At 53.7% G+C, this 19,516-nt stretch carries 10 protein-coding genes, 1 tRNA gene and 1 pseudogene; 7 read left to right on the top strand and 5 right to left on the bottom strand.

Going from position 1 to position 19,516, the window contains the following annotated elements:
- Nucleotides 1–39 precede the first annotated feature (39 nt).
- The 5 genes from CKV94_RS01835 to CKV94_RS01815 all read right to left on the bottom strand — a co-directional run bounded on the left by CKV94_RS01835 (nucleotide 40) and on the right by CKV94_RS01815 (nucleotide 4,297).
- Nucleotides 40–1,092: an ankyrin repeat domain-containing protein gene (locus CKV94_RS01835; RefSeq protein WP_003822290.1), complete on the bottom strand. Its 1,053-nt coding sequence runs from the start codon at nucleotides 1,090–1,092 to the stop codon at nucleotides 40–42.
- A gap of 103 nt (nucleotides 1,093–1,195) precedes the next feature.
- Complete coding sequence (locus tag CKV94_RS01830) at nucleotides 1,196–1,642, bottom strand: GatB/YqeY domain-containing protein (RefSeq protein WP_003822288.1); 447 nt, start codon at nucleotides 1,640–1,642, stop codon at nucleotides 1,196–1,198.
- Between the two features lie 102 nt (nucleotides 1,643–1,744).
- Nucleotides 1,745–2,323 carry an aminodeoxychorismate/anthranilate synthase component II gene (locus CKV94_RS01825; protein WP_003822287.1) on the bottom strand — a complete coding sequence of 193 codons (579 nt, stop codon included), beginning with the start codon at nucleotides 2,321–2,323 and terminating at the stop codon, nucleotides 1,745–1,747.
- Between the two features lie 86 nt (nucleotides 2,324–2,409).
- Nucleotides 2,410–3,588, bottom strand: a complete 1,179-nt coding sequence (locus CKV94_RS01820; protein ID WP_003822286.1) for an NYN domain-containing protein — start codon at nucleotides 3,586–3,588, stop codon at nucleotides 2,410–2,412.
- 58 nt (nucleotides 3,589–3,646) lie between these two features.
- Complete coding sequence (locus CKV94_RS01815) at nucleotides 3,647–4,297, bottom strand: SCO family protein (RefSeq protein WP_003822285.1); 651 nt, start codon at nucleotides 4,295–4,297, stop codon at nucleotides 3,647–3,649.
- A gap of 118 nt (nucleotides 4,298–4,415) precedes the next feature.
- On the opposite strand from CKV94_RS01815, the gene CKV94_RS11040 reads away from it, so the two are divergent.
- The 7 genes and pseudogenes from CKV94_RS11040 (at nucleotide 4,416) to CKV94_RS01790 (ending at nucleotide 19,273) form a co-directional block, all read left to right on the top strand.
- Entirely contained in the window at nucleotides 4,416–4,583 is a 168-nt protein-coding gene (locus CKV94_RS11040) for a hypothetical protein (RefSeq protein WP_003822284.1), read from the top strand.
- 19 nt (nucleotides 4,584–4,602) lie between these two features.
- Nucleotides 4,603–4,687 (top strand) — tRNA-Leu (locus CKV94_RS01810).
- A 142-nt stretch (nucleotides 4,688–4,829) separates the two neighbouring features.
- Nucleotides 4,830–5,990, top strand: a complete 1,161-nt coding sequence (locus tag CKV94_RS01805) for a beta-ketoacyl-ACP synthase III (RefSeq protein WP_035579960.1) — start codon at nucleotides 4,830–4,832, stop codon at nucleotides 5,988–5,990.
- A gap of 77 nt (nucleotides 5,991–6,067) precedes the next feature.
- Complete coding sequence (locus CKV94_RS01800) at nucleotides 6,068–6,460, top strand: hypothetical protein (RefSeq protein ID WP_003822282.1); 393 nt, start codon at nucleotides 6,068–6,070, stop codon at nucleotides 6,458–6,460.
- An 820-nt stretch (nucleotides 6,461–7,280) separates the two neighbouring features.
- Nucleotides 7,281–10,070 (top strand): annotated as a pseudogene (locus CKV94_RS11570) (ESPR-type extended signal peptide-containing protein); the annotation flags it as partial.
- Nucleotides 10,071–10,079: 9 nt separating this feature from the next.
- On the top strand, nucleotides 10,080–18,341 hold the full coding sequence (locus CKV94_RS01795; protein ID WP_231934025.1) for a YadA-like family protein: 8,262 nt from the start codon (nucleotides 10,080–10,082) through the stop codon (nucleotides 18,339–18,341).
- Between the two features lie 89 nt (nucleotides 18,342–18,430).
- Nucleotides 18,431–19,273, top strand: a complete 843-nt coding sequence (locus CKV94_RS01790) for an OmpA family protein (protein WP_035580203.1) — start codon at nucleotides 18,431–18,433, stop codon at nucleotides 19,271–19,273.
- The last annotated feature ends 243 nt before the right edge of the window (nucleotides 19,274–19,516 follow it).

Here is a 19,516-nt window from a genome sequence, read left to right as displayed (position 1 = left end):
TTGCGGGGGAAAGAAAGGCTACCTGAAAAAGGGGGGTGGTTAATATCGGTATGTGGGTTTTTCCAAGGCAATCGGCTCGGGGTTGCGGCACACCCAAAGGGTGGCCAGCTCGCACAGACGGCTGCTGCCGGTGCCGTCGTCTTCCAACATGTGTTTGGAGATGTGGGCTACTTCGGCCAGTTGGCTTGCCGACAGGGCGTTGCCTTGTTGCAAATAACCGCCGAGGGCGGTGAGCATTTTGCGGTATTCCTTATCCCAGTTGCCCATGGCGTTGCGCAGGAGTTCGTCGTTGATCTTGCCCGCGATGCGTACGGCTTCGCCCTGCATGGTGCCGGCCTGGCCGCTGCCAGGTACGAGCAGCACCCAAGCTTGTTCGTAGCGTTGTTCCCAGGTATCGCCAGCGAGCATGATGGGGGATTGGCCGTCGTGTTGGATGCGTTTGGGCACGGGCGGCACGGCAAACAGGCGGTAGAGCTGTTGCAGGCCGGCTTCGGTTTCGGCCAGGAATTCGGGGTTGAAGCCGGCGCGGTGGAATTCGAAATCTTCGCCGATACGGACAACCTGCTCTTTAGCCAGCTTGGTGGGCTTGTAGCCCGCCTGCAAATACACTGCGGCGGCTTGGGCGGCACGGGCGATTTCGCCGCTGCTCAGTCGGCTGAGCATACGTTCCACCACGTCGTGCCTCCTGTCGCCTTTGGCTTTGATGTCGGCACCGTGTTCGATTAACAGGCGGGCGGCATCGGCATGATATTCGGCAAAATGCAGCGGGGTGTTGCCGTAGGTGTCTTGGGCGTGAATGTCTGCACCTTGTGCCAACAAGAAGGCGAGCTGCGCCGTGTTGTTCACTTGGGCGTGATAGTGGAGCGGGGTGCGGCCGTATTCGTCTTTTACATTGATGTCGGCACCTTGTTCCAACAACCAGGCCATCAGCTCCACGGGAATGTCGTAGAAGGAGAGGGCGGGTTTGTTAAATGCATAGCGATCGTAGGCATTGGGCTCGCATTGGCTAAGCGCGGCTTTGAGGGTGTTTAAGTCGTTGGCGGCTAGCAGTTCGGTGAAATCTTTGGGCAGGGTTTTCTTTTTCTTGGCCATGGCGTGATGGGGTGAATATGCAGTACTGCGTTTCAGGTAGCCTTTGCGGGGAAAAGAAAGGCTACCTGAAAGCTGTCGGCATGTTCAGGTAGCCTGTTGTGTCTTATTTCTGCAGGGCAGCTTTGAGTAGGCGGCTCACGTCGCTCATGTCGGCCTGGCCGGCAAGGCGTTTTTTTAGCACGCCCATGGCTTTGCCCATATCGGCCATGCCGGATGCGCCGGTTTGGGCGATGGCTTCGGCCACGGCGCATTGGATTTCGGCTTCGGAAAGCATTTCGGGCAGGTAGCGCTGGAGGATGGCTACTTCGGCCAGCTCTTTGTCGGCCAGGTCTTGGCGGCCGGCTTCGTGGTAGATGGCGGCGCTTTCTTTGCGCTGCTTAATCATTTTGCTGAGCATGGCGGTGATTTTGGCATCGTCGGCTTCGGTGCGCTCGTCCACTTCGTAGCGTTTGATTTCGGCGTTGGCCAGGCGGATGGTGGATAGGGCGAGCGTGTCTTTGGCGCGCATGGCGGTTTTCATGTCTTCGGTGAGGCGGGCTTTCAGGCTCATGGTGTTCTCCTTATTTATTTGAGGTTTGAATTTTGGGTTTCAGGTAGCCTTTATTGTTGCAACGAGGCGAGCCGACGCGAGAATGAAAGTTCGGCTCACTGGCTACGTACGGGCAGCGTGCTCTTTGAGGAAGTTGGCCAGCATATCGTGGCCATGTTCGGTGAGCAGGGCTTCGGGGTGGAATTGTACGCCTTCCACGGCGTGTTGTTTATGGCGCACGCCCATGATTTCGCCGTCTGCCGTCCAGGCGGTGATGTCGAGGCATTCGGGCAGGCTGGTACGGTCGATGGCGAGGCTGTGGTAGCGGGTGCAGTTTACGGGGTTGGGCAGGCCGGCGAATACGCCGCTGTTGGTGTGGTGCACGGGCGATACTTTGCCGTGCATCAGCTCTTGCGCGCGCACGATGCGGCCGCCGAAGGCTTCGCCGATGGCCTGGTGGCCGAGGCACACACCCAAAATGGGAATCTGCCCGGCAAAACGGCGCAGGGCGGGCACGGAAATGCCGGCTTCTTTGGGCGAGCAGGGGCCGGGGCCAATCACGAGGTATTGGGGTTGGAGTTCGGCAATTTCGTCCAAGGTGATGTCGTCATTACGGCGCACGCTGATTTTTTGGCCGAGCTCGGCGAAATATTGGACGATGTTGTAGGTGAATGAATCGTAGTTGTCGATAAATAACAGCATGATACAGTTTCTTTACAAGGCTACCTGAAAACAGAGGTTGCTTGGCAACAATCGGTTTGGTTCGTTTCAGGTAGCCTTTGGTTTGGCTAGGCTTGTTCGTTTTTCACGATAAAGGCTTTGTTGATGCGGATGCGTTCGCCGCGCCCGGCTTTTTTGATTTCCACCCAGTCGCTGTAGATGGAGTGGATGAGGTCGCGGCCGTTGGCGCAGCCGTATTGGATGGGATCGATGGCGGCGGGGAGCTGTTTGACTACGTCGCCCAGCCGCGCCCAGCCGTCGGGGTCGGCGGTGGCTTGGATGGCCTGCTGCACGGCGGGGATGAGCTTGGTGAAGGAGGGTTTGGCGGCTTTGGCCGGGCTGCTTTCGGCTTTGGCGGGGCGCTGGCTGCGTTTGGCGGGTTTGCTGTCGGCAGGCGGGTTGTTTGGCTGGCGCGGCTCGTTTGGGGTGGAGCGGGCTTCGTTTCGTTCATTTTGGCTTTGGCGAGCCTCGCGTTGCTCGGTTTGATTTTCAGGTAGCCTTTCGGGGCGGGATTCGGTTTTGCGGCGCACTTGGAGTTGGTTGTTGTCGGTGCGGTGTTCGAAGATGTCGAAGGATTTGATGAGGTCGGAGAGTTTGCCGTAGCCGTAGAGGCGGGAGTCGAAGTCGGGGTTGGTGTTGTTGATGTAGCTGCCGATGGGGCCGAGGTTGGCCCAGCCGAGGTCGTCGGCGTTTTCGCGCACGGCGCGTTTGAGCAGGGGCAGGGCGTCGGGGGTGTTGTTGCCCTCATCGGCGGCGTGGGCGGGGGTTTTTCCGTTGCCGCGCTCTTTGTGGGCGCGTTGTTTTTCGGGCAGGAAGATTTCGGTGTAGATGAATTTGTCGCAGGCTTTGCGGAAGGCGGTGGGGGTTTTCTTTTCGCCGAAGCCGTATACGGTGAGCCCGCTTTCGCGCAGGCGGCTGGCGAGGCGGGTGAAGTCGGAATCGCTGGATACGATGCAGAAGCCGTCGAAATTGCCGCTGTAGAGCAAGTCCATCGCGTCAATCACTAGGGCCATATCGGTGGCGTTTTTGCCTTTGGTGTAGGCAAATTGCTGCACGGGGATGATGGCGTGCGGCAGGAGGGCGGCTTTCCATTTGGAGAGGCCGTGGCTCCAGTCGCCATAAATGCGTTTCACGCTGGCGATGCCGTATTTGGCGATTTCTTCGAGCAGACGGTCGATGATGTCGGCGGGGGCGTTGTCGGCGTCGATGAGGACGGCGAGGCGGGCTTGTTGGTCGTTTTTCTGCATGGTGTTTGGTTTCTGGGTTGGGGCTACCTGAAAAACAGTTTTCAGGTAGCCTTTGGTGTTAAGGCTGTTGGTTTAACAGGGTTTTGAGGTCTTCTGCCAGTTGGGTGGCGGTTTGGCCGAAGGCTTCCATCACCACGGGGCGGCCTTGGCGGTTGATGAGGAAGGTGGCGCTGCTGTGGTCTACGCTGTAAAAGCCGTTGGGCTGCGGCGGCTGTTTTACGGCGGTGGCGCCGTAGAGCTTCATCACGGCTTGGGTTTCAGCTTCGCTACCATCGGCGCTGGTGAGCCCGATAAAGCTGGGATTGAAGGCGGGCACATAGCGCGCCAAGAGCTCGGGGCGGTCGCGCGCGGGGTCGATGGAAACGAACAAGAGCTGTACCGCTTCGGCCTGCTCGGGCGGCAACTGGGCAATGGCCTGGGCATAGGTGAGCAGGTGGGTGGGGCACACGTCTGGACAGTGGGTGTAGCCGAACACGAGCACCACTATTTTGCCGCGAAAATCGCTTAAGGATACGGGGCGGCCGTTGTGGCTGGTGAGGGTGAAATCGCCGCCGATAGGATCTTGGCTGATGTCTGTGCCGTGAAATTGGTTGGTAACGGCAGAGGTGGCGGAAGCCGAAGATGCCGACGCCTCAGGCGTGGCAGGCGGTTCGGAAGGGCAGCCGGCCAATAGCAGGAGGGCTGCGGAAAGGAGGATTGTTGTGCGCATGCGGCGATTATATATAGTGGATTCACTTTAAACCAGTAGCGCATAGGTTTGCCTTGCCATATAGGCTGCACTTTGTGGCTTATTAAACTGTCCTGATTTCAAGCCAATCCGCTATAATGTGCACAAATTCAAACTCCGCCAGCGCACAACAGGAGGCTTTGACCAGCCAAAAGGTAATATGGTGGAGCAGGGCTGTGGTTTTATTGCCATTGAAAACACGGTTTTAAACGGCAAAGCGGCAGATATGCAGGTAAAAAACTTTACAAACGTGGAAAAATGCCTATAATGCCGTTTCTTCATCACCTGCCCAGGTGGCGAAATTGGTAGACGCAGGGGACTCAAAATCCCCCGCCGCAAGGTGTGTCGGTTCGAGTCCGACCCTGGGCACCAAATAATACAGCAGCCTGAAATGTTTAGCGTTTCAGGCTGTTCTTCGTTAGCTGCTAAGTTTCAGGTAGCCTTTGCTATATGCCGCTGCAGGCTACCTGAAAATGTCCACACACACATCGCATAAATCGAAGGGGAGCCGGAATTGCATAAGCCATCAGATGTTTATATCAAACGCGCTGCTGCGTTTCTGCCGAATCCGCCGGTGAGCAATGAGCAGATGGAAGCCGTGCTCGGTATGACGGGGGATACGCCTTCACGCGTACGCAAGATGATTTTGCGCTCCAACGCCATTACTTCCCGCTACTACGCCATCGATCCGTACACCCGCCGTGCCACCCATAGCAACACGGAGCTGGCTGCGCTGGCGGTGTGCGGTTTGTTGGAGCAGGGTTTGCGTGCGGGCGAAATAGGCAGTCTTGCCTGCGGCACGTCTTACCCGGACCAGATTTTGCCCGGCCATGCGGTGATGGTGCATGGGCTGCTGCCGCAGATTCCGCCCTGCGAGGTGGTGAGCACGGCTGGCGTGTGTGTGGCGGGGATGGCAGCGATGAAGCAGGCCGAACGCGCGGTGCGCACCGGGGAATGTCGCGAAGCGGTGGCAGCGGCTTCGGAAACGGCTTCGGTGGTATTGCGCGGCGAGCGTTTCCGTTGTGAAACCGACAGCCTGCGCCTGCAGGATGCCAAGCCGGAAATTGCGTTTGAAAAGGATTTTTTGCGCTGGATGCTGTCGGACGGTGCCGGTGCGGTGCAGCTGGGCAGTGAGCCGCTGGCCGGGCAGTTGAATTTCAAAATCCATTGGATTGATTTGCTGTCGTATGCCAACGAGATGCCGGTGTGCATGTATGCCGGCGGCGAAGTGGGGCAGGGCGGGGAATGGCTGAGCTGGAAAGACGTTGATGCCGATGAGTGCGCCAAGCGCAGCCTGATGGCGGTGAAGCAGGATGTGAAGCTGCTGAACGAAAATATCGTGGCTTATACAGTGGAAAAGCCGCTGCGCCGCTTGATTGCTAAATATGGCCTGCAAGCCGACGAGATTGATTGGTTTCTGCCGCATTATTCCTCCGGTTTCTTCCGCAGCAAACTGGCCAACGGCCTTGCCGCAGCGGGGCTGCCGATCGCTGAAGAAAAATGGTTTACCAACCTGCACTATAAAGGCAACACCGGCTCGGCAGCGATTTACATTATTTTGGAAGAGTTTATGCGCCGTGAGGATGTTAGGCACGGACAGAAAATCCTGTGCTACATTCCCGAAAGCGGCCGCTTTTCCACTTGTTTTATGCTGTTGGAAGCGGTGTATGCCTGAGGCTACCTGAAAACCGCCTATCTGTTCTTGGCAAGGCTACCTGAAAACCAAATTCTGCTTGTTTGGAACTATTCAGCATGGATATCAACGACATTCCGCAAGACGACAGCCCCAGTTATCGAGGGCATCAAAAAATTATCTACGGTACGCACAATGGCCGCTACCAGGCTGCCACCAGCACCGGCTGGCAAGATGAGTCCTACGCCACCGTGCAGGCTGTGGCCGAGCTGGAGGAGCAGACTGAAGCCGCCAAGCAGGCCGTGGAACGCGGCGAACGCTCCGCTTTGTATTACCACATGTTCCGCAGCCGTCACGACGAAACCAGCCTGGCCATGGCCGCCGGCGTGTGGCGCTGGCAGCTGCGCCGACATTTGCAACCGGCCGTGTTTAAGAGGCTGCCTGAAAAAACTTTGGCCAAATATGCTCAAGCTTTGGGCATCAGTCTGAGTGAATTGCAGCAGCCGTTTTAAAGAGAGAGATTTGTAAAAACGGGTGTTGAAAATTAGTTTCTTACGTTAATGGCTTAAAAAGCTTGCTTGTCTAAATGATAAGCAAGCTTTTTTATGGCTTATTCAGTTGTATTGGATTGTGTGCGCAGGATTATGCAGCATCCTGTGTGTGTAGGCTTGTGTGGTGCCGTGATGGAACTTTTACTGCATAGGGTGATAAAGGCTACCTGAAAACTAGGTAAGTAGAACAATCAATACAATATTTTGATTGATTTTTTATTTCATGTAGTAGAGGGTTTGAGAACGGATATTGCTGTTAGGCTACACTGGGTAAATTAAACTGGAAATAACTTGCAATTTACCTAGTGAGGCTACTCAATAGAAGCTGAAATTTCATTTGGATGACAGAATGCGGGAGTGTTCTATAGTTTGATTTTCAGGTAGTCTGAATTGTTAAGTGATTGTATATAAGAAAACTTGAAAGTATTTTTGTTGTTTAAGATTGGGTGAGAAGCGCAGCTGGTATAGCTTCTACAGAAAAATGTGTTGCAAAATAGTTGTAAACTTTTGTAATGGAATACAACCAATCGATAAGCGGCTAGGATGATGCGTTAATTAGCTGTATCATCCAACCTCAATTTGCCCGCAGGTTTTAGAATACGTAGTCAATTGAATTTATTTGAATAAAGTAAATTCGCTCTGCAAGAATAATTTAATAATTTAAGTTTTGTGTAATTTGGCAAGCGTAGGAAGAAATAGATAGCGAGATTGATGTAAATCAACCTATGGGCTCTATTCCACTATTTTTTTGATTTTTTTTGAAAGTTAGGGAGCTGAGTATATGAACAAAGTTTACCGTACTGTATGGAATGAACATACCAACACTTGGGTGGCTGTGCAAGAAACAGCCAAGGCGCATGGCAAGTCCGGGCGCAGCAGCATGGTTGCTGCTGTGGTGGACGGCATTTTTCTGAATAAGAAAGTATTGGCGATTTCTGCTTCTGTCGCCGCTGCCTTTATGTCGCAGACCGCAATGGCGGATAATGCTCGCATTGAGAATGGATCTGCTCAATGGACGATTGCTATTAGCCCGAGCGACAGTACTGCGGGGAATGGTGGTGCTAAAGCTACAGGCAAAACTTCTATCGCAGCTGGTTGGGATGCTAAGGCCGACGGAGAAAATTCAATTGCGGTGGGTTACGGTGCATCAACAGAGACTAACTCGGCAACTTACTACCGAATACAAAATGTTCCTGATAAGACAATGAATAATATCGCGATTGGTAAGCAAGCCAGATCGGGCGGGTTGCAGACGATTGCATTTGGTGCTGAGTCCGTAGCTTCTAAATCACAGTCTATTGCTTTTGGCTTTGATGCTCAGGCAACAGGTGATCAGTCTGTGGCGCTTGGTGCGAATACCCGTTCAATGGGAGATTCTTCGGTTGCAATTGGTGGTGATGATTTGGATTCGGTCGCTTCCACGGTATATCGCGCAACTTCTCCATCTGCGGATAATAATGCATATAACGATACTCCACTGGCACAAAAATATCGAGATTTAACGGGCCACAACTTGGTTGATTTTACGCCTGGTAATCGCTATATCGGCACATCTACCGGCCAGGCTGGGGTTGCTGTGGGTGTTTCTGCTAAAGCGGCAGATTTGGCAACAGCAGTGGGTACGAAATCGCATGCTACGGGTGATTATTCGGTTGCATTCGGTGTAGGGGCAAATGCTGAGTTGGCAAATGCCGTTGCTTTAGGTGCAGGTAGTACAACGAAAACTAATGCTACTGATGTAGCGTCTGCTACGATTGGTTCTATCACCTATGGCAGTACGGCTAGCCCGTTTGCAGGTAGTGGCAAGGTGGGTGCCGGTGACCAAGTTTCTGTTGGTGCGGCAGGTTTCGAGCGCCAAATTAAACATGTTGCTCCAGGTGCTATTACTGATGCGAGTACGGATGCCATTAACGGTAGCCAGTTGTTCTATGTGGCCAAGGGGCTACAAGATCAGATGGGTGCTGCGGCTACGCATTATTACAGCGTAAAAGGCAGTGGTGCTACTGATGGTAACTACAATAACGATGGTGCAACCGGTACGCATGCCTTGGCCGCTGGTGTAGGAGCAAGTGCTTCTGGAGAGCATGCTGTTGCTGTAGGTTCTGATACTAATGCGGCAGCAAAAGGTGCGATTGCGATTGGTAATACAGCTAACGCACAAGGCCAAGATGCTATGGCAATTGGTAAAGCTAGCTCTGCGGCTGAGAAAGATGCAACAGCTGTAGGTAATACCGCTACAGCCAGCAAGGAAGCGGCTACTGCAGTAGGTACCAATGCTCAGGCATCAGCACATCATGATACTGCTGTTGGTACCGGTGCTAAAGCTTCAGGTGGCGCAAGCTCTGCCTTTGGTAATGATGCCAAAGCTGGCGGATGGGCGTCTGTGGCCAATGGTCGTGCTGCTAATGCAGCCGGCGCATCTGCGGTTGCCATTGGCGAGGAAGCCTCTGCTCCAACTAGCAATTCTATTGCAATCGGTGCCAAGGCTTCTGTTGATGTGGGTACAGCTACCGCTACTGCCGATTCCGGTACAGTTACTGGTGTTGGTTCTGTGGCTGTAGGTGCAAGTAGCTCTGCTAAAGGTACTAATGCCGCTGCATTTGGTCAAAAAGCTGAAGCTTTTGGTCAAAACTCTCTGGCTGCTGGCCAAGATTCCCATGCAACTGGTAAATCTTCTGTTGCTTTGGGTGATGGTGCCAGAGGCAGTAAAGATTCTGCAACGGCAGTTGGTGTATATACCAAGGCGAGCGGCGTTGGTGCTACGGCAATTGGTAGCAGTGCTGAAGCCAAGACTTGGGGTGCAACGGCATTGGGTTTAGGTGCTAAAGCAATTACCAATAGCAGCACTACGGCAATTGGCCATGCAGCCAAAGCAACTGGTTCTTCTGCTACAGCTGTTGGTGCAGCGGCAGCGGCAGAAGGTAATAATTCGGTTGCTGTGGGTAATGATAGTAAGGCAGCTGGAGCCAGTTCTTTTGCTGCAGGGCATGGCGCTGAGGCTGGTGCTGTGAATAGTGTATCTATTGGTCTTAATGCAGGTAAGGGTGCGAGCAATAATATTCGCACTATTGCGATTGGCGATTCTGCAGCAATCAATAGCAATGGTAACAACAATGTTGCAGTAGGCACCCAAGCCATGAATGGCTATGTAGGTAATGCCAGTATTGGTATTGGCGAACAAGCTGGTTTGGAATCGAAGGGTCAGCATAATACCGTGATTGGTTGGACTGCTGCACGCCACTTGGATGGTGATGACAATATTGCTATCGGTACCCGTGCCAATGATGCTACTGCTGCAACTCCTCGGACAGTTGCTAAGACTGTAGCTTTAGGTTCGGACACCAAAGCAACCGTAAATGGTGCTGTTGCTGTGGGTAATAAGTCCGTTGCTTCTACCGCTGCTGGTGTGGAAGGAGTTGATCCGCTGAATGCAGTTACAGCTAAAAATAACGCTACTTGGACTTCTACTGAAGCAGCAGTATCTGTAGGCGATGTTGCAAATAATATTACTCGCCAGATTACGGGGGTAGCTGCAGGTAAGGAAGATACTGATGTAGTAAACGTTGCTCAGTTGAAAGCTGTGGCGAGTCAAATTACTACGCAAGCCGTAGCCACTACACCGTTGAAAGTAGGTGATGGTAACAACGGTAACCCTGCCGGTAAGGTGATTACTCCGACTGGTGCAGATGCCAATAAACTGGCCACTGCCGGCGACATTGCCAATGCCATCAACAACAGCGGCTTCAACATTGATGCCGGCGGTAATGTAGTAGGTAGTCATACTGTTACTACTGCCAAACCCGGCAGCACCCTGACCCTGAAGGCAGGTGATGGTTTGACCGTAAAACAGGAGTTGGACGGTAATGGCAACCAGAGCTACACCTACGCTTTGGATGCCCAAACCGTGGTACAGAACGCCCAAACCCCGGTGGTATACACCAAAGCTGACGGTACGAAGGTGTACAAACGACCTGACGGCAAGTTCTATGATGCGCCGACAGGTGGTAACGAAGTTGCTGCTGGTGACGTGATTGCCAGCATGCAGGATGCAGACGGCAGCACTACCGCCCCGACCACCTTGGCCAATGTGAAGAGCAACCTGGCTAATACTGCTACTGCTACAGGTAACCCGAACGGCAACGATCGTGCTACCTTGGCTGCTGGTAACAAAGGCAACAACGCTGCCACCGTTAATGACGTATTGAACGCCGGTTTCACCGTACAGGGTAACGGTCAAGACAAAGACTTCGTGACCCACGGCGACACCATCAACTTTGTGAATGGTCAAGGCACCGTAGCCAAAGTCAACACCACCAACGGCGTAACCGAAGTTAAATTCGATACTCCGATGACTTACGTTAACAATGCAGGAGTCCCCACCAGCGACCCGAGCAACAAAGTGAATTTGGTAGGCGATGCTGCAGGTGGTCCAGTTACCTTGGGTAATGTTGCCCCCGGTACGCTGAGTGCCACTAGCACGGAGGCTGTAAACGGTAGCCAACTGCATGCCACCAACCAAAATGTGGCCAAAGGCATTAACTTCGGTGGTACTACCGGTAGCAACAACTACCAGCTGGGCGACACCATCAATGTGAAAGGTGACAACAACATTACCAGCACTACTGTAACTGGCGGTGCACAATTGGCGTTGAATCCGAACCTGAGCGTAACCAGCGTTACCACCACTGATGCAGCCGGTAACCAAACCGTCACCAACGGCGGAGGAGTAACCATTACTCCGGCAGGCGGCGGCAACCCCGTAAGCCTCACCACCGGCGGCTTGAATAACGGCGGCAACAAGATTACCAACGTAGCGGCCGGTACGGATCCGAACGATGCAGTCAACCTCAGCCAGTTGCAGGCGATGGGTAGTGCAGCTAAAACGCACTACTATAGTGTCAACAGCAACCAGCAAGCTGCGGGCAGCAACTACAACAACGACGGTGCCACAGGAACGGACGCACTAGCCGCTGGCGTCAAAGCCCAAGCGGCACAACGCAACTCCATAGCCATTGGTAATGAGGCGAAAGTAGAGAATTCGCCGGCCAATCCATCTAGTAGCTCGATTGCCATTGGCGATAAAGCCAAAGCACAAGGCGATTTGGCGTTGGCTATTGGCCCGGGTGCCACAGTAAGCGGCGAAAGCGCAGCGGGAGGCATTGCCATCGGCTCGGCTGCCACATCGAACAACGGTGGTATGGCGGTGGGTAGCGGTGCCAATGCCGGCAACGGCACCCCCATGATCCCCGGTCTGCCCGTGCGCTTGAACAACAACGTTGCCTTGGGTGACAGCGCACTGGTCAAAGATGACACCAACTTCCGCGTTGCCCTTGGGTCCTTTTCCATTGCTGGCGAATCAGACCTTACCGCCGCGCCCTATAAACCAACGGCAAGCGCCAACGTTGCCGGCATTGCTGGATCCGGTGTAGAGCTGGGCGAAGTATCGGTTGGTGGCGACAATACGGCCGGGATGGGGAAAACCCTTTACCGCCGCATCACCAATGTAGCGGCCGGTGCGGCCGACACCGACGCAGTGAACGTAAGCCAGCTGAAAGCTGCTCAAGCTGCTGCTACCAGCAAGGTAGCAGCCGGCAACGGTATTAGCGTTACACCGACCGTAGATACGACTACCGGCAGCACTACTTATACTGTAGCGGCAGATACTACTGCACTGAATGTAGGTGACGGTAACAACGGTAACCCTGCCGGTAAGGTGATTACTCCGACTGGTGCAGATGCCAATAAACTGGCCACTGCCGGCGACATTGCCAATGCCATCAACAACAGCGGCTTCAACATTGATGCCGGCGGTAATGTAGTAGGTAGTCATACTGCTACTACTGCCAAACCCGGCAGCACCCTGACCCTGAAGGCAGGTGATGGTTTGACCGTAAAACAGGAGTTGGACGGTAATGGCAACCAGAGCTACACCTACGCTTTGGATGCCCAAACCGTGGTACAGAACGCCCAAACCCCGGTGGTATACACCAAAGCTGACGGTACGAAGGTGTACAAACGACCTGACGGCAAGTTCTATGATGCGCCGACAGGTGGTAACGAAGTTGCTGCTGGTGACGTGATTGCCAGCATGCAGGATGCAGACGGCAGCACTACCGCCCCGACCACCTTGGCCAATGTGAAGAGCAACCTGGCTAATACTGCTACTGCTACAGGTAACCCGAACGGCAACGATCGTGCTACCTTGGCTGCTGGTAACAAAGGCAACAACGCTGCCACCGTTAATGACGTATTGAACGCCGGTTTCACCGTACAGGGTAACGGTCAAGACAAAGACTTCGTGACCCACGGCGACACCATCAACTTTGTGAATGGTCAAGGCACCGTAGCCAAAGTCAACACCACCAACGGCGTAACCGAAGTTAAATTCGATACTCCGATGACTTACGTTAACAATGCAGGAGTCCCCACCAGCGACCCGAGCAACAAAGTGAATTTGGTAGGCGATGCTGCAGGTGGTCCAGTTACCTTGGGTAATGTTGCCCCCGGTACGCTGAGTGCCACTAGCACGGAGGCTGTAAACGGTAGCCAACTGCATGCCACCAACCAAAATGTGGCCAAAGGCATTAACTTCGGTGGTACTACCGGTAGCAACAACTACCAGCTGGGCGACACCATCAATGTGAAAGGTGACAACAACATTACCAGCACTACTGTAACTGGCGGTGCACAATTGGCGTTGAATCCGAACCTGAGCGTAACCAGCGTTACCACCACTGATGCAGCCGGTAACCAAACCGTCACCAACGGCGGAGGAGTAACCATTACTCCGGCAGGCGGCGGCAACCCCGTAAGCCTCACCACCGGCGGCTTGAATAACGGCGGCAACAAGATTACCAACGTAGCGGCCGGTACGGATCCGAACGATGCAGTCAACCTCAGCCAGTTGCAGGCGATGGGTAGTGCAGCTAAAACGCACTACTATAGTGTCAACAGCAACCAGCAAGCTGCGGGCAGCAACTACAACAACGACGGTGCCACAGGAACGGACGCACTAGCCGCTGGCGTCAAAGCCCAAGCGGCACAACGCAACTCCATAGCCATTGGTAATGAGGCGAAAGTAGAGAATTCGCCGGCCAATCCATCTAGTAGCTCGATTGCCATTGGCGATAAAGCCAAAGCACAAGGCGATTTGGCGTTGGCTATTGGCCCGGGTGCCACAGTAAGCGGCGAAAGCGCAGCGGGAGGCATTGCCATCGGCTCGGCTGCCACATCGAACAACGGTGGTATGGCGGTGGGTAGCGGTGCCAATGCCGGCAACGGCACCCCCATGATCCCCGGTCTGCCCGTGCGCTTGAACAACAACGTTGCCTTGGGTGACAGCGCACTGGTCAAAGATGACACCAACTTCCGCGTTGCCCTTGGGTCCTTTTCCATTGCTGGCGAATCAGACCTTACCGCCGCGCCCTATAAACCAACGGCAAGCGCCAACGTTGCCGGCATTGCTGGATCCGGTGTAGAGCTGGGCGAAGTATCGGTTGGTGGCGACAATACGGCCGGGATGGGGAAAACCCTTTACCGCCGCATCACCAATGTAGCGGCCGGTGCGGCCGACACCGACGCAGTGAACGTAAGCCAGCTGAAAGCTGCTCAAGCTGCTGCTACCAGCAAGGTAGCAGCCGGCAACGGTATTAGCGTTACACCGACCGTAGATACGACTACCGGCAGCACTACTTATACTGTAGCGGCAGATACTACTGCACTGAATGTAGGTGACGGTAACAACGGTAACCCTGCCGGTAAGGTGATTACTCCGACTGGTGCAGATGCCAATAAACTGGCCACTGCCGGCGACATTGCCAATGCCATCAACAACAGCGGCTTCAACATTGATGCCGGCGGTAATGTAGTAGGTAGTCATACTGCTACTACTGCCAAACCCGGCAGCACCCTGACCCTGAAGGCAGGTGATGGTTTGACCGTAAAACAGGAGTTGGACGGTAATGGCAACCAGAGCTACACCTACGCTTTGGATGCCCAAACCGTGGTACAGAACGCCCAAACCCCGGTGGTATACACCAAAGCTGACGGTACGAAGGTGTACAAACGACCTGACGGCAAGTTCTATGATGCGCCGACAGGTGGTAACGAAGTTGCTGCTGGTGACGTGATTGCCAGCATGCAGGATGCAGACGGCAGCACTACCGCCCCGACCACCTTGGCCAATGTGAAGAGCAACCTGGCTAATACTGCTACTGCTACAGGTAACCCGAACGGCAACGATCGTGCTACCTTGGCTGCTGGTAACAAAGGCAACAACGCTGCCACCGTTAATGACGTATTGAACGCCGGTTTCACCGTACAGGGTAACGGTCAAGACAAAGACTTCGTGACCCACGGCGACACCATCAACTTTGTGAATGGTCAAGGCACCGTAGCCAAAGTCAACACCACCAACGGCGTAACCGAAGTTAAATTCGATACTCCGATGACTTACGTTAACAATGCAGGAGTCCCCACCAGCGACCCGAGCAACAAAGTGAACCTGGTAGGTGGTGATACAAACAAACCGGTTACCTTGGGTAACGTAGCGGACGGTAACATTGCTGCAGGCAGCAAAGAAGCCATAAACGGCGGCCAACTGCACGACCTGAAAGAAAACGGCTTCAAGATTGCTGCCGACAACGGCACAGCTGATACCGTTAAACTGACCGAGACCGTAACTTACAAAGGCGACAGCAACATTGTTACCACCGTAACCGACAACCAAATCGGCTTCAAGCTGGCCGACAGCATCACCGTAGGCCCGGCCACCGGTGGCAACCCGGTTAAGATTGACGGTACTAACGGCACTGTAACTGGTTTGACTAACAAGACCTGGGATCCGAACAACATCACCAGCGGTCGTGGTGCAACTGAAGATCAGCTGAAAGCTGCTCAAGCTGCTGCTACCAGCAAGGTAGCAGCCGGCAACGGTATTAGCGTTACACCGACCGTAGATACGACTACCGGCAGCACTACTTATACTGTAGCGGCAGATACTACTGCACTGAATGTAGGTGACGGTAACAACGGTAACCCTGCCGGTAAGGTGATTACTCCGACTGGTGCAGATGCCAATAAACTGGCCACTGCCGGCGACATTGCCAATGCCATCAACAACAGCGGCTTCAACATTGATGCCGGCGGTAATGTAGTAGGTAGTCATACTGCTACTACTGCCAAACCCGGCAGCACCCTGACCCTGAAGGCAGGTGATGGTTTGACCGTAAAACAGGAGTTGGACGGTAATGGCAACCAGAGCTACACCTACGCTTTGGATGCCCAAACCGTGGTACAGAACGCCCAAACCCCGGTGGTATACACCAAAGCTGACGGTACGAAGGTGTACAAACGACCTGACGGCAAGTTCTATGATGCGCCGACAGGTGGTAACGAAGTTGCTGCTGGTGACGTGATTGCCAGCATGCAGGATGCAGACGGCAGCACTACCGCCCCGACCACCTTGGCCAATGTGAAGAGCAACCTGGCTAATACTGCTACTGCTACAGGTAACCCGAACGGCAACGATCGTGCTACCTTGGCTGCTGGTAACAAAGGCAACAACGCTGCCACCGTTAATGACGTATTGAACGCCGGTTTCACCGTACAGGGTAACGGTCAAGACAAAGACTTCGTGACCCACGGCGACACCATCAACTTTGTGAATGGTCAAGGCACCGTAGCCAAAGTCAACACCACCAACGGCGTAACCGAAGTTAAATTCGATACTCCGATGACTTACGTTAACAATGCAGGAGTCCCCACCAGCGACCCGAGCAACAAAGTGAACCTGGTAGGTGGTGATACAAACAAACCGGTTACCTTGGGTAACGTAGCGGACGGTAACATTGCTGCAGGCAGCAAAGAAGCCATAAACGGCGGCCAACTGCACGACCTGAAAGAAAACGGCTTCAAGATTGCTGCCGACAACGGCACAGCTGATACCGTTAAACTGACCGAGACCGTAACTTACAAAGGCGACAGCAACATTGTTACCACCGTAACCGACAACCAAATCGGCTTCAAGCTGGCCGACAGCATCACCGTAGGCCCGGCCACCGGTGGCAACCCGGTTAAGATTGACGGTACTAACGGCACTGTAACTGGTTTGACTAACAAGACCTGGGATCCGAACAACATCACCAGCGGTCGTGGTGCAACTGAAGATCAGCTGAAAGCTGCTCAAGCTGCTGCTACCAGCAAGGTAGCAGCCGGCAACGGTATTAGCGTTACACCGACCGTAGATACGACTACCGGCAGCACTACTTATACTGTAGCGGCAGATACTACTGCACTGAATGTAGGTGACGGTAACAACGGTAACCCTGCCGGTAAGGTGATTACTCCGACTGGTGCAGATGCCAATAAACTGGCCACTGCCGGCGACATTGCCAATGCCATCAACAACAGCGGCTTCAACATTGATGCCGGCGGTAATGTAGTAGGTAGTCATACTGCTACTACTGCCAAACCCGGCAGCACCCTGACCCTGAAGGCAGGTGATGGTTTGACCGTAAAACAGGAGTTGGACGGTAATGGCAACCAGAGCTACACCTACGCTTTGGATGCCCAAACCGTGGTACAGAACGCCCAAACCCCGGTGGTATACACCAAAGCTGACGGTACGAAGGTGTACAAACGACCTGACGGCAAGTTCTATGATGCGCCGACAGGTGGTAACGAAGTTGCTGCTGGTGACGTGATTGCCAGCATGCAGGATGCAGACGGCAGCACTACCGCCCCGACCACCTTGGCCAATGTGAAGAGCAACCTGGCTAATACTGCTACTGCTACAGGTAACCCGAACGGCAACGATCGTGCTACCTTGGCTGCTGGTAACAAAGGCAACAACGCTGCCACCGTTAATGACGTATTGAACGCCGGTTTCACCGTACAGGGTAACGGTCAAGACAAAGACTTCGTGACCCACGGCGACACCATCAACTTTGTGAATGGTCAAGGCACCGTAGCCAAAGTCAACACCACCAACGGCGTAACCGAAGTTAAATTCGATACTCCGATGACTTACGTTAACAATGCAGGAGTCCCCACCAGCGACCCGAGCAACAAAGTGAATTTGGTAGGCGATGCTGCAGGTGGTCCAGTTACCTTGGGTAATGTTGCCCCCGGTACGCTGAGTGCCACTAGCACGGAGGCTGTAAACGGTAGCCAACTGCATGCCACCAACCAAAATGTGGCCAAAGGCATTAACTTCGGTGGTACTACCGGTAGCAACAACTACCAGCTGGGCGACACCATCAATGTGAAAGGTGACAACAACATTACCAGCACTACTGTAACTGGCGGTGCACAATTGGCGTTGAATCCGAACCTGAGCGTAACCAGCGTTACCACCACTGATGCAGCCGGTAACCAAACCGTCACCAACGGCGGAGGAGTAACCATTACTCCGGCAGGCGGCGGCAACCCCGTAAGCCTCACCACCGGCGGCTTGAATAACGGCGGTAACAAGATTACCAACGTTGCCGATGGTACAGCCGGTACAGATGCAGTGAACGTGGGCCAGTTGAACGCAGCCTTGGGTGCGATTAACAGTGCCGGCAATGCTAATATCGCTGCTTTGGATGCCAAGATTAACGATGTGGCCGATACCGCTAATGCCGGTGTAGCCCAAGCCATTGCTACTGCTGGCTTGCCGCAGGCTTATCTGCCTGGTAAGAACATGGTGGCTGTGGGTGGCGGCTACTACAAAGGCGAAACCGGTTATGCAGTCGGCTTCTCCACTATCTCCGACAGCGGTAACTGGATTATCAAAGCCACCGGCAGCGGTAATTCACGTGGTAACTTCGGTGCCTCTATCGGTGCCGGCTATCAGTGGTAAGCTAAAAGAGGCTACCTGAAAATCTAGATATAGAGTTTTCAGGTAGCCTTACCGGGTTCTCCAAAATAAACCAATTCAAAGGAAAAATTATGAAATTGTCTCAAGTAGCTCGTCGTACAGCAGTTGTGGCCGCTGCCGCGGTGGCATTGTCTGCCTGCTCCTCATTAACAAAAGTAAGCTCAAGTGGCACTACTGATCAGCCGGTATGGCCGAAGTGGGATCGGGTAACACTCAATAAAACCCGTGGTACCTTCCCCGATCTGGGTAGTCTGAGACAGGTGAGAGCTGGTCTGACCAAAGACGATTTGTACTACTTGATTGGCCGCCCGCACTACGGCGAAATGTGGCGTCCGCGCGAATGGAACTACCTGTTCCACTTCCATACTCCCGGCCAAGGTACGAACGGCGTAACCACTTGCCAATTTAAAGTACTGTTCGACAAAAACATGTTCAGCAACGAAACCTACTGGCACGCAGTTGATCCTGAAAACGCCACTTGCCCGCCGCAGCAGCCGGCTCCTGCCGAACCTATGCAACAGCAACATCATCGCTACACGCTGAGCGCAGACGTACTGTTTGCGTTCGATCGCAGCAGCGAACAAGATTTGCAACCGCGTGGCCGTGAAGAGCTGACTGAACTGGCCGCTCAGTTGAGAAACTTTGAACAGCTCAATAGCATTACCGTAATTGGTCATACTGATTACCTTGGTTCAGATGCCTACAATCAAAACCTGTCACAGCAGCGCGCCGAAACCGTGCGCCGTTATTTGGCAGCCCAAGGCTTGCCGGCTGACAAAATCCGCGCAGTTGGCATGGGTGAATCCCAGCCGGTTAAACAGTGCGACAACCACGGTGGCCGCAGTCAGCTGATTGCCTGCCTGCAGCCCAATCGTCGTGTGGAAATCCAAGTAGACGGCTACGGCCGCCGCTAAACCTGTGAGTGCCGGTAGTTTTGCCGGTATTCTTGCCGGTAATCAATAAACCTTTCTGTTTCGGCAGAAAGGTTTATTTACGTCAGAAGAGGAAGCTGGCATAATACTTGCTAGGAAGAAATAGGAAGATTATTACAAATTTGTTTTCCATGCTGCCGCAGTTATGGTTGGCAGGTTTTCGGTTATATGAAGGTTGCCACCAGGCAAGGGAGTTAAATGCCGGGTGCAATCAATTTTTTGTTT

This window comes from Eikenella corrodens (assembly GCF_900187105.1).
GTDB lineage: Bacteria > Pseudomonadota > Gammaproteobacteria > Burkholderiales > Neisseriaceae > Eikenella > Eikenella corrodens.
The sequence above is the reverse complement of the archived record's forward strand: the minus strand, read 5'-3'. Positions and strand labels throughout refer to the sequence as shown.

What these genes read in the sequence shown, in the direction of transcription:
- CKV94_RS01835 (WP_003822290.1), bottom strand. Translation starts at nt 1,092, where the DNA reads ATGGCCAAGAAAAAGAAAACCCTGCCCAAAGATTTCACCGAACTGCTA.
- CKV94_RS01830 (WP_003822288.1), bottom strand. Translation starts at nt 1,642, where the DNA reads ATGAGCCTGAAAGCCCGCCTCACCGAAGACATGAAAACCGCCATGCGC.
- CKV94_RS01825 (WP_003822287.1), bottom strand. Translation starts at nt 2,323, where the DNA reads ATGCTGTTATTTATCGACAACTACGATTCATTCACCTACAACATCGTC.
- CKV94_RS01820 (WP_003822286.1), bottom strand. Translation starts at nt 3,588, where the DNA reads ATGCAGAAAAACGACCAACAAGCCCGCCTCGCCGTCCTCATCGACGCC.
- CKV94_RS01815 (WP_003822285.1), bottom strand. Translation starts at nt 4,297, where the DNA reads ATGCGCACAACAATCCTCCTTTCCGCAGCCCTCCTGCTATTGGCCGGC.
- CKV94_RS01800 (WP_003822282.1), top strand. Translation starts at nt 6,068, where the DNA reads ATGGATATCAACGACATTCCGCAAGACGACAGCCCCAGTTATCGAGGG.
- CKV94_RS01790 (WP_035580203.1), top strand. Translation starts at nt 18,431, where the DNA reads ATGAAATTGTCTCAAGTAGCTCGTCGTACAGCAGTTGTGGCCGCTGCC.